Below are 19,307 nucleotides of genomic sequence, written 5' to 3' on the forward strand. Positions count from 1 at the left end.
ACCGGCTTTCCTCAATGTCTTCAACGCCGCTACGGCATGGCCGGGACCGACCTCGACGAACATGACTCCCGTCCCCGCGGCCCCGACCCAGTCGGCCAGCGCGCCGCATCCGGACACAGCGAGGAAGCGCAGACTGTGACAGCCCTCGAGTTCGTCCAGGTACAACAGGCCGGGGTTGTCCACGATGACCAAGGCCCGCAGGGCGGGCAGGCGGCGCAGGCCGCTCAGGTCGGTGACGTCGCCGCGCAGCACCACCCGGTGCACATGGGGGCTGTCCCCGAGCCGGGCGAGTTCTTGTGCGGAGCGCACCTCGACCGACCCGGTCGGCGTGGTGGCCGATGGTGTCGCACTGGTCTGCCACGTCCTGACGATGTTCCGTTGTACGGCGGCGCGCTGCGGAACCCAGGGTGCTCCGGTGCGCTCGGGCAAGGGCGTGGCGATCCTGCGTTCCGTGACGACCGGCCTGCTGGGCTCCTGGGCGCGGGCCGCGGCGCGGGCCCGCTTCTCCTCGAACATCCGCAGGTCCGCCGTGTGGAGTACGTCCTTGACCGGTGTTCCGCAGGCCGCCCAGGCGGTACCGAAGGACGCGGTGACACGGATGACGCGGCCGTCGATCCGCAACGGGTTCTCGACGGCGAGCCGCAGACGTTCCAGCACCTCCTGGCACTCGTCCGGGGCGAGGTGGTGGGCCAGGATCACGAACTCGTCTCCTCCGTACCGCGCGACGGTGTCGCCTTCGCGCAGACCGGCCTCCAACCGTTTGCCGACCTCGACGAGAACGGTGTCGCCGACGGGGTGGCCGAAGCGTTCGTTGACCTCGTGCATCCCGTCGAGATCGCAGAAGAGGACAGCCAGCCCCCGGGTACGACCGCGTCCGGTCTCCCCGGGCGCCACGGTGTGGACGTGGCCCTCGGCCTTGTCCTCGGAAGGACGGTCACACAGTTGTTCCGCGAGCCGGGTCCGCAGCTCGGCGGAGTTCGGCAGACCGGTCAGCGCATCGTGGGAGGCCAGGTGAGCCAGGTGGAATTCACGGTCTCTGCGGTCCTGTACGTCCTCGACGTGGGTGAGCAGGAAGCGGGGGCCGCCGGCGGCGTCGGCGACGACGGAGTTGCGCAGCGAGACCCACACGTACGACCCGTCGCGGCGGCCGAGGCGCAGCTCCGCGCTTCCGCCCTCGGCGGACATCCGTAGCAGGGTCCCTATGTCCTCGGGGTGGACGAGGTCGGAGAAGGAGTAGCGGCGCATCGCGGAGGCGGGGCGGCCGAGCAGGCGGCACAGGGCGTCGTTGGTCCGCAGAATGCGGCCGTGCTGGTCGCCGCCCATCTCGGCGATGGCCATGCCGGAGGGGGCGTACTCGAAGGCCTGCCGGAAGCTCTCCTCGCTCGCGCGCAGCGCCTGCTGCTCCCTTTCGAGCCTGACCAGTGCGCGCTGCATGTCGGCGCGCAAGCGCGCGTTGCTGATCGCGATCGCGGCCTGGAACGCGTACATCTGGAGCGCTTCGCGACCCCATGCGCCGGGCCTGCGTCCATTGCGCGGCCGGTCCACCGACAGCACACCGATCAGCTCGCCGCACGCGCCGCCCTGCACGCTCGCCGCGAACATCGGCGCGAAGAGCCGGTCGGAGAGGTGCCACTGATCTTCGAAGCGGGGTGGTGGTCCATCGGGATAACCGGGCAGGTCGTCCCCGCCGAACTCCCGGCCTTGGGTGGAGGGGACGAAGCGCAGGTCCCCCCACGCCTCGCCCGCCTCCAGCCGCTGCTCCCAGGTGTCGCGGGACGCGACCCGTCCTACGCGTTCCGCCCCGCTGCCGTCCTGCTTGTTGACGGCCGAGACGATCAGATCACCGTCCGGTCGCACCACGTGCACACCGCTCGACTCGTACCCGAGAGCCTCCACCACTCCGTCGGCAATGCTCTGCAGAGTGTCCGCAAGGCTGCGAGCGCTGCCCGCATGGGCCGTCGTCCGGTGCATCTGCCGCAGCGAGGCCAGCCGGACGTACGGCTCGCTCTGTGTCTCCATCGGCCGCTCCGGCCGGTCTTCCGCAGCGGCCTCTGTCACCGCGAACTCCCCCGACTCCGTGCTCCCCCTGGGCGTTCAGAGTCCCATGGACCGCGCGGACAGTCAGCCCGCCGGGACCACCTCCGGCTCCCCGCTCCCCTCGCTCTTCCCCTCACCCTCCGAGCCGACCGCGTCCTCCTGAGCCCGCGCCGCCCCCTCGGACGTCGTCTTGATCGCGGCCTCCGTCACCAGGTCAGCCGCAGGCCACCCACCGGTCGGCGCTGCCGCAACCCCGCGCCACCACGGCTCTACCGGTACGCGATCGCCCGTCGGCTCGAACGGCTCGCCCGGGCGGGGCAGGGCGATGCGCGTGCCCTCCGTACGGGCCGCGGCGAGCGTCCCCTCGCCCGGCTCCGCCCACGCGTGCGTGGCCAGGTTGAAGGTGGCCCAGTGGATCGGCAGCATCGGACCGGCCGACGGGCCGCCCTGGAGGTCGAGGTGCGCGCGCATGCCCTCCTGCGGGGTCATGTGGATGTCCGGCCAGAAGTCGCTGTACGCGCCGATCTGGATCATCGTGGCGTCGAACGGGCCGTGGTCGGCGCCGATCTCCTTGAAGCCGTCGAAGTAGCCGGTGTCGCCGCTGTGGAAGACCCGGTGTTCGTCACCGGCCACGACCCAGGACGCCCAGAGGGTGTGCTGGGTGTTGCGCAGCCCGCGGCCGCAGAAGTGGCGGGCCGGGGTCGCGGTGAGGGTGAGGCCGCCGACCTTGGTCGCCTCGTGCCAGTCCAGTTCGAGCAGCCGGTCGGCGGAGACGCCCCAGTGTTCGAGATGGGCGCCGACACCGAGCGGCACGGCGAACAGGGTGTCCGTGTCGGCCAGCGCCTTGATCGTGGGCATGTCCAGGTGGTCGTAGTGGTCGTGGGAGATGACGACCACGTCGACCGGGCCGAGCGCGGCCAGCGGGAGGGGCACCGGGTGGAGGCGCTTGGGGCCCGCGAAGGGGACCGGGGAGCAGCGCTCGCCCCAGACCGGGTCGAAGAGCACCCGGTGTCCGTCGATCTCGGCCAGCACGCTGGAGTGGCCCATCCAGGTCAGCCGCAGCCCCGTGACGGGCGGCTTGGCGATGTCGGCGAGGGTGGTGGGGTGCACCGGAATGGTGCCCTTGGGAGAGCGGCGCGGGCGCTCGTCCCTGTCGAAGAAGACCTTCGCGAACTCCAGCGTCGACGCCGAGGGCCGGATCCGGGCCTCACCCCCGGGGTTCTGGAAGACCCCGTCCTTGAAGTGGGGTGATCTGCGGATGCGGGCGAGGCGCTCACCGCTCGGGTCCACGCCGAAGGCCTCGGGCTGCAGGCCGCTGAGCCCGGAGCTCAGGGAACCGAAAACGGACACGGTACCTCCTGGTGGAGTCGGTGAGGTCTTCCATTATGGTCGGCCTCTCCGACAATCCCCGGATCACCCTGGTCACGCCTGTGTGAACGGCACCTCGGAGGCGCCCTGACGACGGTGCGTGCACGGCACCTCGGACTCGCCCCACGTCACGACGTCCACATCGTCACCGACCGCCACCTTCCCCTCCCGCAGCACGGAGAACTTCGCCCCGAACACCGTGCCGGCGGCACCGCGCCGGTATCCGGCCAGCGTGCGGATGGGTTCGGGGCCGCCCTTGGCGCCGCGTTCCTGGTCGACCAGGGTGACGGCGCAGCGGACGGCGAGCTTGGCGTAGGCGAGTTCGGTGGCGCCGATCCGTATGCGGTGGGCGCGGTCCTCGGTGTGAGGTACGTCCCAGCCGTCGATCACGAGGTTGGGGCGGAAGCGGTTCATCGACAGGGGTTCCGCGCCACGTTCGGCGATCTTCTCGTTGAGCAGGTCGAGGCTGGACCGTGACAGCACGTGCAGCGCGCCGCTGTCGGCCCAGCCGGCGGTGCCCGGCGTCCTGCCGTCGGTCACCCGGTCGTGCTCCGGCGGCACCCGCACGAGCCTGCTCGGGGTCGCGAGCACGCCGGAGAGCCACCGCGCGACGGTGTCGCCCTGGTCGATGCCCCGGTACGGCGTCCCGAACAGCTCGACCGGTCGTCGTACGCCGAGGGTGTCGACGTCGACGGCCACCTCGCCGTGGTCCGGCGCCCGCAGGGTGAGCCGCTCCCCGGCGGCGTCGATGCGGGGCAGGATCAGCGCGAGCCGTGGATCGCGCCGTTGCGTGCGGAACCGCCCCCGCTCGTCGACGACCATGAACGAGCGGTCGTGAGCGAGTCCGGCGGGCGTCACGATCGCCTCGCTCGCCGTGATCCCGGCGCATCCCTTCACCGGGTAGTACGTCAACTCGACGACCTCGACCATGTCCGCCCCCTCCGACGATCAGTACGTTCCCAAAAGGAACCTATCGACGGCGACGGGCCCTCTGTCAATCGCGTTTCGCTCGAATTGACAGAGGTTGAGCATGTCAAGAAGATACTGACCCACCATTCAGTAATCCCCTCCATTCACTAGCACCCTTCAGTAGCCGCCCAGGAGCCCCCATGACCACCCCCTTGCTGTCGCTCACCTGGACCGACCATGTCACCGGCCGCCAGGGCTTCCTGGTCGTCGACCGGTTGGTGCGCGGCGTGTCCAGCGGCGGGCTGCGGATGCGCGAGGGCTGCACCCTGGACGAGGTCACCGGGCTGGCCCGCGGGATGACCATGAAGGAGGCGCTGCACTACGACCCCGAGGGCCGCTATGTCCCGCTGGGCGGCGCCAAGGGCGGCATCGACTGCGATCCCCGGGACCCGGCGGCGTACGCGCTGCTCGTGCGTTTCCTGCGCGCGATGCGACCGTACGTCGAGAGCGTCTGGACCACGGGCGAGGACCTCGGCCTGACCCAGGACCTGGTGGACCGGGCGGCGGCCGAGGCGGGGCTCGTGTCGTCGATCCAGGCTGTCTATCCGCTGCTGGACGACGAGGCGACGGCCCGCAAGCGGCTCGCGGACGCGTTCGCGGTCGAGGTGGACGGCATCGGGCTCGACGAGCTCGTCGGCGGCTGCGGAGTCGCCGAGTCGGTGCTCACCGCCCTGGACCGGGCGGGGGTGCCGTACGCCGGGACACGGGTCGCGGTGCAGGGGCTCGGGACCATGGGCGGGGCCACGGCGCGGTTCCTCGCGCGCGCGGGTCTCCGGATCGTCGCCGTCGCCGACGTCAAGGGCACGATCGCCCACCCCGAGGGGCTGGACGTCGAGGCGCTGCTCGCGGCGCGAGACGCCTACGGCACCGTCGACCGTGCCGCGCTCCGCCCCGGTGACCGTGAACTGCCGGGTGACGCCTGGCTGTCCGCCGACGCGGAGGTGCTGGTGCCGGCCGCGGTGTCGTACGCGATCGACGCCACGAACCAGGAGCGGATCACCGCCTGTTGGATCGTCGAGGCGGCCAACATGCCGGTGCTGCCAGCCGCGGAGGCGCTGCTGGCCGCACGGGCCGTCACGGTGCTGCCGGACGTGGTCGTGAACTCCGGTACCAACGCCTGGTGGTGGTGGACGCTCTTCGGTGACATCGGCGCCGACGCGGACGAGGCCTTCACCCACACCCGCCGCTCCATGCGTGCCCTCGTCGAGCAGATGCTGGCCCGCGCGGAGGCCGACGGGACGTCACCGCGGGCCGCCGCGCACGCGATCGTCGCGGACCGGCTGCCGGTGATCGCCGAGCGGTTCGGGTGGTACCGGTGACACCGGGCCGTGATGCGCCGGACGTCCGGACCGGCGGCCGCGTCCGGCCACTCACCGTCACGGATTAGGGTGAACGCGTGGCGAGAGTGCGGTTGAGCGTGGCCGAGCGGCGCGAGGAGTTGCTGCGGGCCGCCATCGGGCAGATCGAGGCGCGGGGCGTGGCGGCGGTCAGGATCGCCGACGTGGCCTCGGTGCTCGGGGTGAGCAACGCGCTGGTGCTGTACCACTTCTCGACCAAGGAGAAGCTGGTCGCCGCCGCGTTCGCGTACGCGGCCGAGGACGACCTGGCCCAGCTGAACAAGATCCTCGGCCGCCGGACGACGGCGCTACGACGGCTGCGGTCGGCCGTGCGCTGGTACGCGCCCACCGGTCAGGCCAAGGGCTGGCGGCTGTGGATCGAGGGCTGGGCGGCGGCGCTGCGCGAGCCCGCGCTCCAGGAGGTCACCCGTGACCTCGACAAGCGGTGGAAGGCGGCGCTCGCCGAGGTCCTCGCGGAGGGCGTGGCCGCGGGCGAGTTCCGCTGCCCGGACCCGTCCGCGACCGCCCTGCGCCTGACCGCCCTGCTCGACGGACTCGCCGTCCAGCTGACGTCGTACCCGGGCGGGGTGTCACGCGCGCGTGCTCAGGAGTGGGTGGAGGAGGCACTGGCCCGGGAACTCGGGCTGAGGACCGACACGTTGAGCGCCCAGGAGCGCTGAAAGGGCGGTCCGTCCGAGGGGACGGGCCCTCAGTCCAGCTCGTACACCGCCGTCACCATCGCCGTCGCCCTGATCTCCCCCGGCGCCAGCGGTACGCCGGCGAAGCCACCGGCGGGCGCGTCCGCGGAGATCGGCGGAGCCGGGGCCACGTAGCCGGTGCCGCCCTCGCTCAGGGAGACGAGGCGGCCGAGGTGGAGGCCGCTCAGGCGGGCGTACTGGGCGGCCTTGGTGTGGGCGTCGTCGTGCGCGGCCTCACGGGCGCGGGCCTCAAGCGGGCGCCGGTCGTCGAGGTCGAAGACGACGGAGTTGACGCGGCCCGCGTCGCCGGTGGCGTCGGTGATCGCCTGGAGGACGGCGCCCGTGGCGGCCGGTTCGCGGACCTTGATCGCGAAGGACTGGGCGGCCCGGTAGCCCTTCAGCGTGGAGGCGCCGTCGGTGTAGTCGTAGACGGGGCTGAGGGAGACGTTCTCGGTGCGGACGTCCTGGTCGGCGATGTCTTGGGCGCGTACCGCCTTCAACAGGGCGGCGGACGCCGTGTTCTGCCGCTTCAGCGCGGCCTGCGTCGTCTTGGCTACGGCCTCGACGCCGGCGCCGACCAGCGCGATGTCGGGCTCGCCGACCGCACTGCCCTCACCGGTCACGGTGACGGTGGCGGGAGCCGCGGCGCGAGGGGCCGCGGGGGCCAGCGCGCCGGTGCCGACGGCGGCGGCCGCCGGGGCCACGACGGTGGGCAGACCCAGGGCCAGCAGGGTCGCGGCGATCACCGCGACCGGCGTACGGGGAACGGGCATGCGGGTCCGGTCCTTCCGGGGTGGGCTGACAGTGCGGTCATCCCAGCACCACGTCATGGACCGGACCGCACACCACTCCCGCGCGGTCACCTCACTGGTGGATCCCGGTGCCCGGTCAGGCGACCTTGCCGATCCGCAGCTTGATGTCGTCCGGCGACAGCGCGCCCTTCGCCGTCACATGGTCGCCCGAGGACTCTCCGCGCAGCCGCCGCCCGATCCACGGCACGAGGTACTCCCGCGCCCAGTGGACGTCGTCGCGCCGCACGTCGAGCGGGCCGCGGGGCGGCAACGGCGGCCACGGCTGGTCGGGGTCGGCGGGAACGTCGAGGCCGAGCACCTGGCCCGCGCGCAGCGCCACGCGCGTGTGCCCCTCGGGAGAGAGGTGGAGCCGGTCGCCGTCCCAGGCCCGGCGGTCCTGGACGGTCTTCAGGGACCACAGGTCCAGTACGGGACAGCCGTACCGGTCGGCGACGGCCCGCACATGACCGTTGTACGTGGCGATCTTGCCGCGCAGATGCTTGAGCACGGGAACGCCACGGGTGTCGAAGCCGGTCGTCACCAGGACGGTGCCGGCGACGGAGGTGAGTCGCTCGATCGCCCGCTCGAAGCGCTCGGCGACCTCGTCGGGGTCGGTGCCGGGCCGGATGATGTCGTTGCCGCCCGCGCAGAAGGAGACCAGGTCGGGGGCGAGTTCCACGGCCTTCGGGAGCTGGTCCTCGACGATCTGGTCGAGGAGCTTCCCGCGCACGGCGAGGTTGGTGTACCTGAAGTCGCCCTCGGGCCGCCGGTCCGCGAGAAGCACCGCGAACCGGTCGGCCCAGCCGACGAACGCCCCGTCCGGGCCGGGATCGCCCACGCCCTCGGTGAAGCTGTCCCCCACCGCAACGTACGACCCGATCACTGCTCTGCTGTCACTCTTCGAATCGTCTGCCACATCGGGCCATGATTCCCCTTCGAATGTGACCTACGCGACCGTAAGGAAGGGTTGACGTGCGGTGAGATAAGCCACTCCTAAAGTGTTGGCCAAGCCCGGAATACACGTTGGATCAGGGATGTTGTGGGCTCAACCGCCACACCCGGAAGTCGCTGAAGCGGAAGTGGCTCCAGGTGGTGCGGAAGGCGAAGTGCCCGCTGGTGTACGGCTCCGGGTCGGTGTAGTCGAAGACGAGCTGCCCGTTGATCCACCACCGCTGGCTGGAGCCGTCGGAGACGATCCGGACCCGGTGCGGTGCGTTGGCGGTGAGCAGCGGCTGTGCGTAGTCGTAGATCAGCGGCCGTACGCCGGCCTCGCCGACGTACCGGCGCAGCCGCGTGGTGGTGTTGGTGTTGGCGCCGTAGCCGACGTAGTAGGTCCTGAGGTAGTCGTACTCGGCCAGGGCCCCGCCGCGCTGGGTGGCGAAGAGGTCGTCGGGGGATCGTACGTCGGTCGCGTTCCAGAAGTTGTTGAGGTCGGAGACCCGGTCGTTGACGCCGCCCTCGGACACGGGGGTCGCCGTGTACTCGATGACGTACGGGCCTTCGAGGCGCTTCTTGAACCAGATCGTCGCGCCGGCCGGGACGTCGGACTCCAGGACGCCGCGGGAGGCGGTGACGGTGCCGCCCTTCTCCAGCTCCACGGCCCACTGGCCGAGACCGTGCCGGAAGTCGTCGTGGGCGATGAGCCGGCGGTGGCGGGGCGTCGCGCTCGCGCTGGTGGCGGGGGCGAGGGCCGCGAGGGCGGCTCCTGCGGCAAGGGCTCCGAAAGCTCTACGCGTGGCGGTCACGGGAGACGGCTCCTTCGGGAAGGGTGAGGGCGGGCTTCGGCACCCGACGGGTCTCGGTGCCGAGGTAGTAGTCGGTGTAGGTGGACTGGAGATAGCCGCGCACGGTCCAGCCGAGGCGGTACTCGGGGTTCTGGGCGAGCGTGTAGATGCGGGTCCGCGTCGGCTCGGTGGTGGTGTAGAGGCGCAGCGCGGTGTGGTCGGCGGTCTCGGCGAGGATCTCCTCGCGCCAGTCGCCGAGGAGGTCGCCGTAGAACGGGGTCGCGTTGCGGGCGCCGGAGACCACTCCGGACGGGGCGAAGATCTTCGCGCTGGTCTCGGTCGCCGGGTCCCATTTCTCGACGTGGGTGTGGTCGAAATTCTCGGAGGCCTTGTCGCCGTCCCACCAGATACGGAAGTTGACGCTCGGCGTCGTCGTGGAGATCTTCCCGTCCTGGACGTTGCGCACGCCCGCGCCGGGCGCGGTGACGTCGGCGGTGGAGGTCCAGTACTCGTAGCCGGAGTGGTTCGGGTCGATGTCGCCGGTGCTGCCGCGGCCGACGTCGATGTCGGTGTCGTTGACCCAGTCGGCGGGGTGCTGTCCGGTGACGAGACGCTCGCCGGTGTCGGCGTCGTAGTAGTACCAGGGGAAGTTGGGGACGACACCCAACTCGGCCTGCTGGATGGCGAATCCCTCCAGGCCGGGCCGGTCCGGGTCGAGGTCGGCGATGTGGAAGCGGTCGCCGTGACCGGCACCGTCGACGACGTAGCGCAGGGTGCCGTCGCTGTTGACGACGTAGTTGCCGTCGGCGATCTCGTCCTTGCCGTCGAGGTCGACGTCGACGGTGCGGATCTGGTGGAAGCTGGTCGCGCCGCTGGCGGCCGGGACGACGTACTTCCACCGCGGGCTCAGATCCGTGCCGTTGAAGTCCCAGGTCTGGAAGAGGATACGGAAGGTGCCGCGCTTGGCTCCGACGCGGGTGACCAACTTGGTGACCAGGCTGGGGTGTTCGCCGTCCAGGTAGGCGATGCCGAAGTGGCCGCCGGAGGGGCCGTCGGCGACGAAGTCGTCCGGGACCGGCTGCCGGGTGCGCTCGACGCCGGTCGCGCCGTCGATGACGGAGACGAACTGGTTCGCGGGCGAGGCCGCGGTGACCTGGGAGCCGTCGGCGAAGGTGGTCCCGGCGGCCGTGTGCACCAGCACCTCGGCCTTGCCGTCGCCGTCCAGGTCGAACACGGTGACGTTGTCGTCGTTGCGGTAGCCGCCGATCGCCGTGGAACCGCTGATCGCGGCGGGCGCCGGGTCGTTGGCGCCGTTCCCACCGACCTGTGTGTACGAGCCCGGGCCCTGGTCGACGCGCCACAACCGATCGCCGGTCAGCGTGTACGCCTCCAGCAGGTCGGGCTTGTCCCGGGTCCCGGAGAGCCGGCTGACGACGAGCTCATAGCGTCCGTCGCCGTCGAGGTCGCCGGGCCAGGCGTGCTGCACGGTGTACCCGTCGGCCGTGGCGAGCGGGATCTCGGCGTAGCCGTCCGAGAAGTCGAGCGCCGCCGAACTCGGCTTCTGCTCATGCCCGTTGACGACGGCACGGACGGTGTACCGGCCGGTGCCCGGCGAGTCGTCCTGGTACGTCGTGGACTTGATGACCGGCGTACGGTTCAGCCGGCGCCCGTTCTTGTAGACGTTGAAGGCGATGGCGTTGCCGTACCGGGCGTACTCGGTGCCGAGCAGGCGCCAGCTGAGGAAGGTCCCCTCCCCGGAGGGTACGGCGACCAGTCCGCGGTCGAGGTTCTCCACGACCCGGCGCGGCGCTTGCTCGGCCTGGGCGGCGGGCGCGGAGAACATCCCGGCCAGCAGGGCCGCCGCGGCGAGAGCGACGGTTCTTCGGCGATGCACTAGTGCTCCTCTGCGAGAAGGTCGATGAGACGGTCGGCCACCTTGCGATGACCCTGGGAGCTGGGGTGGACGCCTCCGTTGAAGTCCCCGTCAGTCGGAGAGAGCCAGTCGGTCGTGTCGACGAACTCGATCCGGCGGTCCGCGAGTTCGGCGACTACGGCGGCGATGTCCTCGGCGTGTGTGCCGTTGAACGGCCGCAGCGCGAGGATGCGCGCATGCGGTGCCGCGGTCCGCAGCTCGGTGAGATAGGCGCGGTAGGCGGCACGGAACTCGTCCGGGCCCCACGCGGTGTCGTTGGTGCCCTGGTTCACCACGATCACATCGGCTCGGCGGTCCGAATCCGCCCTGGAACCGGCGTAGTTCCAGCCGTACGCGTCCGACGCCGCCGGCACTCCCCCGTTGCCGGTCTGGATCACGCCCTGACGCCCGAAGCCGACCTGGGTGAGGGAGGCGTGCAGGGCGTCGGCGACCAGGGTCGGGTAGGCGGCGGTGCCGTCGGCGCAGTCGGAGGTGTTCACCTCACAGAGGGCCATGACGCCCTGTGTGATGGAGTCGCCGTAGAAGGCGAACTGCCGATTGTGCCGGACGTGTTGGGGCAACAGGCGTCCCCGGATGCCGGTGAGCACGACACCCGTCTCCAGTGGCGGCGTCCAGCGGTTGACCCGCGAGAAGACGTCCTTCACGGACAACTCGACGGTGTGGGCGCCTCGTTCGGGGGCCTCGATCTCGATGTCGTCCCGGTCGACGGCGTACAGCCGCTTCGGGCCGCCGTCGACCGACACATAGATCTGCGCGGGGACGGTGGTCGACGAGACGTCGAACAACGCGTGCACGCTGCCGCCCGTGAAGCGGAAGCTCAGCCGGGAACCGGAGTTGACGGTGACCGCCGCCTCCGCGGTACGGCCCCAGTGGCCCTCGTAGGCGATTCGCCGGTCGTTCGGCCGTACGACGTTCTCGGAGGCGGCAACAGGCCGTACCGCACCCATGATCAACCCCGCGGTCACCGCCGCGATCAAGCTCGCACGTCTCATGACGGGATCCGGTCTCCGATGAGGGCCAGGTTCTGTATCGCGGCGAGCGCCCACTGGGCGGACGAGTTGGTGGAGATCCACGGGATCTCCTCGGTCGTCCGGAGCACGGCCGGCGTCTTGATCGTCACGGGATTCCAGTCGTTGGACGGGAAGTAGGTGTCGCTGCCGGTGAAGAACTCGTTCCACGCGCGGGTGGCGAGCGTCGGATCGTTCTTGCGCTGTGCCGCGTAGGCGGTGATCCGCGAGTGCGCGGCCGGCAGCGCCGACTTCCAGGTGGAGCCGGTGAGTTGCCTCTTCTGGGCGTCGGTGGCGTTGTAGTACTGCGTGTAGTTCAGCCAGGCGGCACGGAACTCGGGCTCCTCGTCGCCGAACAGCGACACGAGTTCGCTGTTGGTCTCGACGAGACCGAACACGGCGCTCAGGTGGGACACGCTCACGGCCGTGCTCGTGGTGATCGCGAACTTGCCGGTGTCCGCGTCGAGCAGACCGGTGCCGGTGAAGAACCCGTTGGGCTGCGCGGCGATGGTCCGCAGCGAGTTGACGAGTTTGGCCTTGGCCTTCTCGGCGTTCGGGCCCCGTCGCTCCCACTCGGTGAGCCAGGCCGCCGAGATGCCGCCCCAGTCCGTGCCGAAGCCGACCGACAGGGCGTGCCGGTCGCCGGGGGTGTAGCCGTCGGTGCGGACCTTGCGCTGCGGGTCGACCTCCAGGAACGTCCGCTCCACGTCGACGAGTTCGCTCAGCAGGTCACCGGTGCGCTCGTCGCCGGTGAGGAAGTAGAAGAAGCGGCGGTTGGCGGCCGTGGAGATACGGACCTGTTTGGCGCTGTCGGCCCAGTGCTGCACACCGTGCCGGGTGCCGAGTCCCGCCCACTTGCCGAGGTGGTAGACGTCGACCTCGCCGGTGTGCCGGGTCATGGACTCCGCGAACCGGAAGACCTCGGCGGAGCCGGTGCGCAGGAAGTGGTACCAGAGCCAGAGGTCCGTGCCGAGCTCGGAGTTGTCCCAGGCGTAGCCGCCGACGTCGTACCGCCAGACGTGCCGGTCGTTGTCGTAGGTGTGCTGGACGTCGCCGTAGTCCAGGAAGCCGTACCAGCGGTGCTGTTCACGCTGGTCGCGGTAGTAGGCGAACAGCTCGTCGAGGTGGTCCTCGACGGCGGCCCGCGCCTTGCCGGACCGGTCGACCGGCGCCCAGTCGCCGAACACCCCGGCAGCGTGCAGCCGTTGGGGTGTGGCGGTGAGGAGCGGCGGGGTCGCGGTGGCGGCGGCCTGTGCGGCGAGAACACCGGCGGAAGGGGTCTTCTCGACGGCCCAGAAGGCCAGTTCACTCGTCCGCGCGATGCCGTACGGCGTACCGAAGCCGGGCTCGTAGTCCTCGTAGGTGATCTCCAGCCCACCGTCGGACTGCTCGTCGTACGTGTCCTGGCCCAAGCCGTCGTGGTAGAAGCGCAGATCGAGCGGCTGCGCCTCCGGCGAGTACAGCCATACGGTGGCCTCGGCGGCGTCTCCCGCGGCTCCGCGTACGTCCAGCTGGGCCGGGTGGCGCTGCCAGAAGTCCCGTAGCCCGAAGGAGAGTCCGCCGCTCGCGCCGCCGACGTAGCCGAAGCCTCCGGCGCGGCGGCCGGCCGCGGCGTGGATCCAGCCGTAGCCGGCCTTGGTGCGCTTGCGGACGGTGTAGCCGTCGGCGTTGGGCTGGGTGAGGGTGTAGTCGCCCCAGGTCGGGATGTAGGCGAGGCGGCCGGCGACCCGGGTGTCCCAGGTCGAGGTGTCGGGCAGCCGCTCACCGGCGATCTGGGCCGCGCGGACGGCTGCCCCGGGGTCGCGCCGCAGTCCGGTGATGCCCTGGACGGCCTCGCTGAACAGGCCGCCGTCGGAATCGGCGAACCGCACATGGCGGTCGTAGGGCTGATCGCTCAGCGGCACGGTGAAGCGCACGCCGAGGCCGCGCAGGAAGTCGCCCTCGTCGGAACCGGGCGTCTGCTCGCCGTCCCAGACGAAGGTGTGGACGAGCCGGAAGGACTCGGCTCCCGCGAAGAAGGCGAATCGCAGGACGAACGGCAGCCAGTTCCGGCCGCCGTGCCGGTGCCGGCCCTCGACCCGGACGACGGCCCGGACCGGACCGTCCTGCTCCACCTCGACCTTCTCGACCCGGCCCAGGAAGCGGGAGACGTCCGCCCCGTCCCGTACGGACTCCTGCCGCAGGGCGACCAGTCTCCCGTCCCGGGCGATCTCGGCGGAGCCCCGCCGCACGCTCCGTACGACGGTGTCGGACCCCTTCGCGCCGAACACGGCCGTGATCACACCGGTGGACACCTCGACGCGGCCCGCGGAGCGGGTGACCGTGACCTTCTGCTCCGGTGCGGCGGGGGTGCCCGCCGCGAGCTTGTAGGCGGAGGCCTTCGGCGCGCCGGGCGCGAGGGCGTGGGCCGTCCACTTCACCGAGCCGTCGGGCCAGTAGCCGGTGACCCAGCTCTGGACGGGGACATCGGCACCGGCGGCGGTCGTCAGCCGGAACGGCTGCTCCGGCCGGTACGCCCCGCGCGCCCACGGCACGCCCCAGGTGGTACCGGCGTGGACGTCGGGGGCCGAGCCCTCCAGCCAGCACAGTTCGGTGTCGTCGGCGTCCGCCGCGGCGGCGGTGCGGGACAGGGCCCAGGAGAACTGGGCCGCGGCGGCCGCGGCTGCGGCGCCCTTGATGACGGTGCGTCGGTCGACGCCGGGCACGGGGACCTCCGGGTGCGGGTGTGTATGCGGACGCGAAGGCGCGTAGAAAGCGCTTGCATCCCTCGGAGATCACTGTGGTCCCACCCTCCCCTCCCTGTCGACGGTTTGGACAGCCGCGCCACAAGACCGCAATGAAGCGATCATGAAACGGCAAGACCCAACACCGAAGGCCGGACCCGGGGATCGGGGTCCGGCCTTCGGTGGCATCGGGGGAGGGAGCGTCAGTCGACGCGGCACCCTCGCAAAAGAGCGTCAGCCGACGGCGACACCCTTCGAGCGGAGGTACGCGACCGGGTCCACGTCCGAGCCGTAGTCCGGCGTGGTGCGGATCTCGAAGTGGAGGTGCGGTCCGGTGACGTTGCCGGTGGCGCCGGAGAGGCCGATCTGCTGGCCCTCGGTGACGGTCTGTCCGGACGAGACCGAGAGCGCGGACAGGTGGGCGTACTGCGCGTAGTAGCCGTCGGCCAGCTTGATGACGACCTGGTTGCCGTACGCGCCGCCCCAGCCGGCGGAGACGACGGTGCCCGCGGCCACGGCCTTCAGCGAGGTGCCGGTCGGGACGACGAAGTCGGTGCCCGTGTGGTAGCCGCTGGACCACATGCTGCCCGCCGTGTGGTAGGCGGTGCCGACGGTGGCGCCGGCCACGGGAAGCGTGTAGCCGCCGGCGGTGCTGGTCGACTCACTGCTCTGGGTGGCGGTCGTCGTGTCCGAGGAGGACGAGGACTTCTCGGTGCTCGTGGACTTCTCGGTGCTCGCCGACTTCTCCGCGCTCGCCGACTTGTCCGCGCTCGCCGCCGCCTTCTTGCCGAGCGTGAGCTTCAGGCCCGGGTGGATGAGCGAGGGGTCGGATCCGACGGCCTCGCGGTTGTCCGAGTACAGCTTCTTCCAGCCGCCGGTGACGTTCTGCTCGTCGGCGATCTTCGAGAGGTAGTCGCCCGCCCGCACCGAATAGGTGCGCACGGTCGCGGTGTTCGCGGCGCCCTTCTTCTGCGCGGCCTTCTCGGTGGCCGCCTTCTCGGCGACCGGAAGGGACTGGGCGGCCTTTTCCGAAACCGACTGCGAGACGGACTGCGGGGTGGCCGCGTGGGCGCCGGCGGCGCCCATCAAAGGCAGGGCGAGTGCGGCGCCACCGGTACCGGCGACGGCGATCGAGCGGGTGAGGCGCTGGGCCTTCGGGCGACGGTGCTTACCCTTGGCGGGCATGGCGAATTCCTCTCCGGCGCCTACGAGGTGAGCTGTCGGGTGCGGACTGGAGATGCCCGGGCGCACCGAGGTGCGCCTTAACCCCAAGCCTGTTCCGGAAGACCGGTCCAGGCAGTTGTACCTGTGGGTCCCCCGCTCCTGCCGTTCACGGGTGAGTTGTGCGGATTCCGGGCGGCGGCAGGATTGGGCGTCCGTCCGGATTGGTGGCGAACGTAAGCGAGGAAGACGCAAAGGGACAAGTAAGGGGTTCCAGGACGATTGCATTCCTCTTGATCCGCTGTGAATTTCCCGGTCACCCTCCGTGCATCAGCACCGCTTCCGGGAAGGGAAATCCCCAGCATTCGAAGGCGCATTACGTGAACATGACGGGCGACACAGGGTCACCGATATGACGCTCCTCACGTGCCGTTCGCACAGCTTCCCTTATTCCAGAGCGAGTTGGAATGAAGGCCGCTCAAGCCACCAATTCGGACAGAAAGCTCAGATGCGACGCAGTCGGAGAACTGCCGCATCCAGATCGCCCCGCAATCCCACTCGCAGCCCGTGATGCTGCAATACAGCCCCTCTGAGAATTTCGCCCGTTTCGAGGCATTCATACGACGCCGTCGGGTCGAGGCCCCGCAGACGCAGCACCGGGACGGGTTCGCCGTAGTGCTGCGCCTGGAGCCAGGCGAGGACGACGGTCTCGTCCCCGAGGACGTACTGCACGGCGCTCAGTCCGCCCTGTGGAGCCCGCAGCCGGTACTGGTCGCCGCGCTGCACGAGCGGCCGGATGCCCTTGTAGAGCTCCACCCACTCTCGGGCCTCGGCGAGCTCCTCCTCCGTCCACTGCGTGAGGTCGCCGCCGACACCGAGCACACCGGCCATGGCGCTGACGAAGCGGAAGCGCAGCGAGCTGACCCGGCCGTTGAGCATGGCGTTCGGGCTGTCGGTGACCCAGGCCGCCATCGCGCGCGCGGGGTGGAGCTGGCTGAAGCCGTGCTGGATCGCGAGCCGGTCGAGGGGGTCGGTGTTGTCGGAGGTCCACACCTGGTCCGTGCGGCTCATCACACCGAGGTCGATCCGGCCGCCGCCGCCCGAGCAGGACTCGAAGGCGACGCCGGGGTGCGCGGCCCGCAGCCGGTCCAACAGGGCGTAGAAGGCGTGCACATGGTCGACCCAGAGCCGCTGCGGGTAGGACTCACCGGGCCAGCCCGCGTCCGTGAAGCAGCGGTTGAAGTCCCACTTCACATAGTCGATCGGGGCGCTGGACAGCAGGGCGTCGAGCTGTCCCCAGAGGTACTCCTGGACGTCCTCGCGCGCGAGGTTGAGGACGAGCTGGTTGCGCAGTTCCGTCCGCTTTCGTCCCGGCTGGAACTGCGCCCAGTCCGGGTGTGCCCGGTACAGGTCGCTGTCCGGGTTGACCATCTCGGGCTCGACCCAGATGCCGAACTGCATCCCGAGGGCGTGCACGGAGTCGGCGAGGGGCTTCAGGCCGCCCGGGAAGCGGTCGCGGTTGACCGTCCAGTCGCCGAGTCCTGCGCGGTCGCTGGTGCGGGCGCCGAACCAGCCGTCGTCGACCACGAAGAGCTCGACGCCGATGGCCGCGGCCCGCCGCGCGAGGGCTTCCTGCTGCTCCTCGGAGATGTCGAACTCGGTGGCCTCCCAGGAGTTGAACAGCACCGGCCGGTCCTGCTCCGCGTCCGGGATGACGTAGGCCCGCTGGTAGGCGTGCCACGCGCGACTGGCGCCGCCGAAGCCGCCCTCGCTCCACAGACCGGCGAAGACGGGCGTGGTGAACGACTCGCCCGCCGTCAGCCGCAGCAGCCCCGAGTCGTCGTGTCCGGCACCGCCGGTGATCTGCACGCGCGCGTCGGGGAGCTGGGCCACCGCGATCCGCCAGGAGCCGGACCAGCCGAGGGCGCAGCCGTAGACCTCGCCGCGCTCCTCGGTGGCGTCGGAGTCGAGGGCGACCCAGGGCAGGTGCTGGTGACCGGTGTGGCCGCGGCGGCTGCCGATGACCTTCTCACCGTAGGTGAGGGGGGAGCGTACGAGCCGGGACTCGGCGGCCCAGCGGCCGTGCAGTTGGGAGAGCCGCCAGTCCTCGCGGTCGGGCAGGGTCCAGGTGGCGGAGTCCGCGCGGAGCAGCTCCAGGGCGTCCGGCCCCTGGTTCTCCAGGGTCGTCCAGCGCTCCACCACGTCGCCGCGCATCCGGTAGTGCAGCGTGACGACGAGCCCGCCGTCGCGGAACCGCAGCCGCAGCTCATCGGCGTCGGCGTCGGTCTCGTACGTCTCGAAGCTCCACTCGGTGCCGCGGCGTTCGTCGGTGCGCACCGACAGCGCGGGCCGGACGAAGCGGGGGCCGCCCTCGACCGGGTACTCCTCGCGCCCGTCGAGCGGGGACTCGAAGGGCCAGTAGTCGGGCAGCGGACGGACCGCGAGGGCCTCGGCGTCGGCCAGCGTGATCGCCGGCCCCCAGTGCAGATGCAGCAGCTCGTCGGCCTCGGTGAGGTGGACGGCGTAGCTGCTGGCGGGCCCGGTCAGGAGCCAGGTGCGGCCGTTGGGGGCGATCTCCAGCATGGAACCTCACAGATGCGAACAGGGTCGAACAGTGGCACTCAAGTACCAACATCATCAAGGCCCGGGGGCCCTCGATGCAACGCCTGTGGACAACTCATTGCCCCAGGAACCCATGTCGTATCGTCGAAGCGTGCCCGTCGGCGAGCCGCGGCGACGGGGCCGACTGCGAGGAGCCCCCGTGACGCAGCAGATCCCGTCGACCGAGCCCGAGCTGACCGGAGTCCGCAACTTCCGTGACGTGGGCGGCCTGCCGACCGAGGACGGCCGACGGGTGCGGTTCGGGGTGCTGTTCCGCAGCGGCCATCTGGCGCACGCGACCGACGAGGACGCGGCGTTCCTGGACTCCCTGGGGCTGCACACGATCTTCGACTTCCGCAACGCGTCGGACCAGAAGCTGGAGGGCCCCGACGTCGAGCTGGCGGGGGTGCGCAATGTCAACCTGCCGCTGAGCGACCCGGCCGACGGCTCGGAGTTCTGGAAGATGGTCCGGGACGGCGAGATCGAGCAGCTGCGCGAGATCCTCGGCGACAACAAGGCGGCGAACCGGATGATCGCCTCGTACCGGAAGATCGTGAAGGAGCGCACCGCCGAGCACGCGCGTGTGCTGCACTCCCTCGCCGAGGACAGTGTGCCCGCGCTGATGCACTGCGCGGCGGGCAAGGACCGCGCGGGCCTGTCGATAGCGGTGACGCTGCTGGCGCTGGGCGTGGAGCGGGAGGCGATCGTCGCCGACTACCTGGAGTCGAACGCCAAGCACCGTCGCTACAAGGTGCACCGCAGCAGCAGCTCGGCCGCCGCCTACTCCCCCGAGGTCATGGAGCTGCTCGCGCCGCTCTTCGACGCGCGCGCCGAGTATCTGGAGGCCGCCTTCGAGACCATCGAGGAGACCTGGGGCAGCGTCGACGCCTACCTGGAGCATGGCCTCGGCCTCACCCCGGAGATCCGCGAGCGGCTGCGCGAGCGCCTCCTCGACTGA

The 19,307-nt window shown here is 70.8% G+C and carries 13 protein-coding genes, 1 pseudogene and 1 riboswitch; of the genes and pseudogenes, 3 read left to right on the forward strand and 11 right to left on the reverse strand.

The window, feature by feature from the left end; genetic code table 11:
- Positions 1–492 precede the first annotated feature (492 nt).
- The 3 genes and pseudogenes from OG885_RS06865 to OG885_RS06875 all read right to left on the reverse strand — a co-directional run.
- Positions 493–2,019 (reverse strand): annotated as a pseudogene (locus OG885_RS06865) (diguanylate cyclase domain-containing protein); the annotation flags it as partial.
- A gap of 102 nt (positions 2,020–2,121) precedes the next feature.
- A complete protein-coding gene (locus OG885_RS06870) occupies positions 2,122–3,387 on the reverse strand; it encodes an MBL fold metallo-hydrolase (protein ID WP_405727606.1) in 1,266 nt (421 codons plus the stop codon).
- Between the two features lie 72 nt (positions 3,388–3,459).
- Positions 3,460–4,335 carry an MOSC domain-containing protein gene (locus OG885_RS06875; RefSeq protein ID WP_405727609.1) on the reverse strand — a complete coding sequence of 292 codons (876 nt, stop codon included), beginning with the start codon at positions 4,333–4,335 and terminating at the stop codon, positions 3,460–3,462.
- A 179-nt stretch (positions 4,336–4,514) separates the two neighbouring features.
- On the opposite strand from OG885_RS06875, the gene OG885_RS06880 reads away from it, so the two are divergent.
- On the forward strand, positions 4,515–5,693 hold the full coding sequence (locus OG885_RS06880; protein WP_405727612.1) for a Glu/Leu/Phe/Val dehydrogenase dimerization domain-containing protein: 1,179 nt from the start codon (positions 4,515–4,517) through the stop codon (positions 5,691–5,693).
- Positions 5,694–5,770: 77 nt separating this feature from the next.
- Positions 5,771–6,391: a TetR family transcriptional regulator C-terminal domain-containing protein gene (locus OG885_RS06885; RefSeq protein WP_405727615.1), complete on the forward strand. Its 621-nt coding sequence runs from the start codon at positions 5,771–5,773 to the stop codon at positions 6,389–6,391.
- Between the two features lie 29 nt (positions 6,392–6,420).
- On the opposite strand, the gene OG885_RS06890 is transcribed toward OG885_RS06885, so the two are convergent.
- The 8 genes from OG885_RS06890 to OG885_RS06925 form a co-directional block, all read right to left on the reverse strand.
- Positions 6,421–7,182, reverse strand: coding sequence for an SIMPL domain-containing protein (locus OG885_RS06890; protein ID WP_405727618.1), 762 nt, complete (start codon positions 7,180–7,182; stop codon positions 6,421–6,423).
- 115 nt (positions 7,183–7,297) lie between these two features.
- Entirely contained in the window at positions 7,298–8,083 is a 786-nt protein-coding gene (locus OG885_RS06895; RefSeq protein ID WP_405742615.1) for an SGNH/GDSL hydrolase family protein, read from the reverse strand.
- 145 nt (positions 8,084–8,228) lie between these two features.
- The gene (locus OG885_RS06900; protein ID WP_405727621.1) at positions 8,229–8,945 is read right to left on the reverse strand and encodes a DUF6250 domain-containing protein; all 717 of its coding nucleotides are present in this window, start codon (positions 8,943–8,945) and stop codon (positions 8,229–8,231) included.
- Positions 8,929–10,818 carry a hypothetical protein gene (locus OG885_RS06905; RefSeq protein ID WP_405727624.1) on the reverse strand — a complete coding sequence of 630 codons (1,890 nt, stop codon included), beginning with the start codon at positions 10,816–10,818 and terminating at the stop codon, positions 8,929–8,931. The genes OG885_RS06900 and OG885_RS06905 overlap by 17 nt, the downstream gene beginning before the upstream one ends.
- Positions 10,818–11,849 (reverse strand): GDSL-type esterase/lipase family protein, encoded by a 1,032-nt coding sequence (locus OG885_RS06910; RefSeq protein WP_405727627.1) that lies wholly within the window; start codon positions 11,847–11,849, stop codon positions 10,818–10,820. The genes OG885_RS06905 and OG885_RS06910 overlap by 1 nt, the downstream gene beginning before the upstream one ends.
- The gene (locus tag OG885_RS06915) at positions 11,846–14,569 is read right to left on the reverse strand and encodes a Tat pathway signal sequence domain protein (RefSeq protein ID WP_405727630.1); all 2,724 of its coding nucleotides are present in this window, start codon (positions 14,567–14,569) and stop codon (positions 11,846–11,848) included. Before OG885_RS06915 ends, OG885_RS06910 begins: the two co-directional genes overlap by 4 nt.
- Before the next feature lie 252 nt (positions 14,570–14,821).
- Positions 14,822–15,772: a peptidoglycan DD-metalloendopeptidase family protein gene (locus OG885_RS06920; protein ID WP_405727633.1), complete on the reverse strand. Its 951-nt coding sequence runs from the start codon at positions 15,770–15,772 to the stop codon at positions 14,822–14,824.
- Between the two features lie 4 nt (positions 15,773–15,776).
- A riboswitch (cyclic di-AMP (ydaO/yuaA leader) is annotated at positions 15,777–15,956 on the reverse strand.
- A gap of 296 nt (positions 15,957–16,252) precedes the next feature.
- Positions 16,253–18,331: an alpha-galactosidase gene (locus OG885_RS06925; protein ID WP_405727636.1), complete on the reverse strand. Its 2,079-nt coding sequence runs from the start codon at positions 18,329–18,331 to the stop codon at positions 16,253–16,255.
- Between the two features lie 178 nt (positions 18,332–18,509).
- On the opposite strand from OG885_RS06925, the gene OG885_RS06930 reads away from it, so the two are divergent.
- On the forward strand, positions 18,510–19,307 hold the full coding sequence (locus OG885_RS06930; RefSeq protein WP_405727639.1) for a tyrosine-protein phosphatase: 798 nt from the start codon (positions 18,510–18,512) through the stop codon (positions 19,305–19,307).

The sequence above is a fragment of the Streptomyces sp. NBC_00028 genome, from assembly GCF_045041065.1.
Taxonomy (GTDB): Bacteria; Actinomycetota; Actinomycetes; order Streptomycetales; family Streptomycetaceae; genus Streptomyces.

Coding starts and splice junctions, on each gene's coding strand:
- OG885_RS06920 (WP_405727633.1), bottom strand. CDS start 15,772: ATGCCCGCCAAGGGTAAGCACCGTCGCCCGAAGGCCCAGCGCCTCACC.
- OG885_RS06890 (WP_405727618.1), bottom strand. CDS start 7,182: ATGCCCGTTCCCCGTACGCCGGTCGCGGTGATCGCCGCGACCCTGCTG.
- OG885_RS06925 (WP_405727636.1), bottom strand. CDS start 18,331: ATGCTGGAGATCGCCCCCAACGGCCGCACCTGGCTCCTGACCGGGCCC.
- OG885_RS06875 (WP_405727609.1), bottom strand. CDS start 4,335: ATGGTCGAGGTCGTCGAGTTGACGTACTACCCGGTGAAGGGATGCGCC.
- OG885_RS06880 (WP_405727612.1), top strand. CDS start 4,515: ATGACCACCCCCTTGCTGTCGCTCACCTGGACCGACCATGTCACCGGC.
- OG885_RS06910 (WP_405727627.1), bottom strand. CDS start 11,849: ATGAGACGTGCGAGCTTGATCGCGGCGGTGACCGCGGGGTTGATCATG.